This is a genomic window from Rhodococcus sp. ENV425, from assembly GCF_002887785.1.
GTDB lineage: Bacteria > Actinomycetota > Actinomycetes > Mycobacteriales > Mycobacteriaceae > Rhodococcus > Rhodococcus aetherivorans.
The window spans coordinates 116828-119216 of the sequence record NZ_PCZU01000271.1; the positions used below are offsets into that span (position 1 = coordinate 116828).

Annotated in this window: 2 protein-coding genes; one reads left to right on the forward strand and one right to left on the reverse strand. The window is 71.1% G+C overall.

Annotation, left to right across the window (positions count from 1 at the left end; all coding sequences use genetic code 11):
- On the reverse strand, nucleotides 1–645 hold a 645-nt coding region (locus CQZ88_RS25495; protein WP_258008791.1), incomplete at its 3' end, for a TetR/AcrR family transcriptional regulator.
- A 126-nt stretch (nucleotides 646–771) separates the two neighbouring features.
- Between CQZ88_RS25495 and CQZ88_RS25500 the strand changes: the two genes are divergently transcribed.
- Nucleotides 772–2190 (forward strand): NAD(P)/FAD-dependent oxidoreductase, encoded by a 1419-nt coding sequence (locus tag CQZ88_RS25500; RefSeq protein ID WP_006935191.1) that lies wholly within the window; start codon nucleotides 772–774, stop codon nucleotides 2188–2190.
- Nucleotides 2191–2389: the final 199 nt, after the last annotated feature.

Here is a 2389-nt window from a genome sequence, read left to right on the forward strand (position 1 = left end):
CAGGCGCGCCTCGAGTCCGGCGATCATCGCGTCGAGTCCGGCGTCGAAACCGGCGTCCGGGGTGTAGTGGCCGCCCGATCCGGCGAACGCGTCGATCGCCGCGGTGAACGCCGGGCTGTCGCCGGCGAGGTCGGCGGTGTCGAAAATGTCGGCCGGTGCGTTGGCGTCGAGCGCGGAGCCGAAGATGAACGACTCCAGCGCGACGACGACCGGCACGATCGTGTCGATCGGCCACCCGGCCTCCGCGAAGCCCGCCGCCACCGCCTCGTACACCGCCAGGGTGCGGGGCGCGCCCGCGACGGGCATCACGGCGATCACCGGGACCAGCGGCGCGTGCCGGGCGAACACGTCCCGGTAGGACAGGGCCCACCGCCGCGTCGCCACCGCCCACGGCTCGGCGCCGAAGCCGCTCACGTCGACCTTCGTCATGAGGTCCTCCTGCACCCACAGCAGGACGTCCTGCTTCGAGCTCACGTGGTTGTACAGGGCGGACGGGGCCACACCGAGGGCACGGGCGAGCTTGGCGACGGTGAAGGCGTCGTAGCCGCCCTGCTCGATCACGTCGAGCGCCGCGTCGGTGATCGCCTGCCGAGACAGCACTTTCGTCGACGGCCGGCCGGCGCGTCGATGCGTCCCCTCTCCCACGCCGCTCCCCTTCGCCTCACGATTCCGGCCACGAATTGCCGCGAAGGTCTTCTCCTCGCGCCCCGATGAGGTTACAGTGTGATGCGACACATATGAATGTCGTTCATTTTCTCGAAGGGGAATCCCATGAAATCCATCGAGCGTGACGTCGTCGTCGTCGGGGCGGGCCCGTCCGGCCTGACCGCCGCCTACCGCCTCCGGCAGGCGGGCCTGCGGGTCGCCGTCCTCGAAGCCCGCGACCGCGTCGGCGGCCGCACCTGGACCGACACGATCGACGGAGCGATGCTCGAGATCGGCGGTCAGTGGGTGTCCCCCGACCAGACCGCCCTGATCGCGCTGCTCGACGAACTGGGCCTGCGCACGTTCTCCCGCTACCGCGAGGGCGAGAACATCTACCTCGACGCCGAGGGCCGGCCCGTCCGGTACCGCGGCGAGATGTTCCCCACGTCCGAGCACACCCGCGCCGAGATGGACAAGCTGATCGCGCTGCTCGACGAACTCGCCGCCGAGATCGGCCCCCGGGAGCCGTGGGCGCATCCGCGGGCGCGGGAACTCGACACCGTCTCCTTCCACCACTGGTTGCGGGCCAACTCCGACGACGAGGAGGCGTGCAACAACATCGGGCTGTTCATCGCGGGGGGGATGCTCACCAAGCCGGCCCACGCGTTCTCCGCACTGCAGGCGATCCTCATGGCGGCCTCCGCGGGCTCGTTCAGCAACCTCGTGGACGAGGACTTCATCCTCGACCAGCGCGTCGTGGGCGGCATGCAGCAGGTGTCGCAGCGGCTCGCCGAAAAGCTCGGCGACGACGTCCTTCTCGGCAACCCGGTCCGGACCCTGCACTGGTACGAGGGCGAAGAACCGGGCGCGCCCGGGCACGTGCGGGCGGTGGCCGACGGCGTCACCGTCGATGCCCGGTTCGCCGTGCTGGCCGTGCCGCCGAACCTGTACTCCCGGATCTCCTACGTCCCGCCGCTGCCGCGCCGCCAGCACCAGATGCACCAGCACCAGTCCCTCGGTCTCGTCATCAAGGTGCATGCCGTGTACGACACGCCGTTCTGGCGCGAGGACGGCCTGTCCGGCACGTGCTTCGGCGCCGGGGCACTCGTCCAGGAGATCTACGACAACACCAACTTCGAGGATCCGCGCGGCACCCTGGTGGCCTTCGTGGCGGACGAGAAGGCCGACGCCGTCTTCGAACTCCCCGCCGAGGAGCGCAAGGCCGCCATCCTCTCGTCCATGGCCGGCTACCTCGGCGAGAAGGCGCTGAGCCCGGTCGTCTACTACGAATCCGACTGGGGCTCGGAGGAGTGGACCCGCGGAGCCTACGCGGCGAGCTACGACCTCGGCGGCCTGCACCGCTACGGCAAGGACCAGCTCACCCCCGTCGGTCCGATCCTCTTCTCGTCGTCCGACCTCGCCGCGGAGGGCTACCAGCACGTCGACGGAGCCGTGCGCATGGGCGAGGACACGGCCCGGCGCATCCTCGACGCCCTCGGCTCCCGCTCTGCCGCGGCCGCGGTGGCCGGCGCCCCGGCACACTGACCGACCCTCGCGGCCCGGCCGCCTCGACACCGAAGACCCTGTTCTACACCATTTTTCACGACTCCTTCGGCGCGCCCGTGGCGGCGCCCGACGCGCTCACGACGACGTGAGCGTTCCGGTCGCGGCGGCGCCGCCCCTCCGGCGGCGCCGCCGGCTTCCGAGCTTGCGCTCCCACCCCGCCGCCGGACCCCTGGCCGGG

What these genes read in the sequence shown, in the direction of transcription:
- CQZ88_RS25500 (WP_006935191.1), top strand. Translation starts at nt 772, where the DNA reads ATGAAATCCATCGAGCGTGACGTCGTCGTCGTCGGGGCGGGCCCGTCC.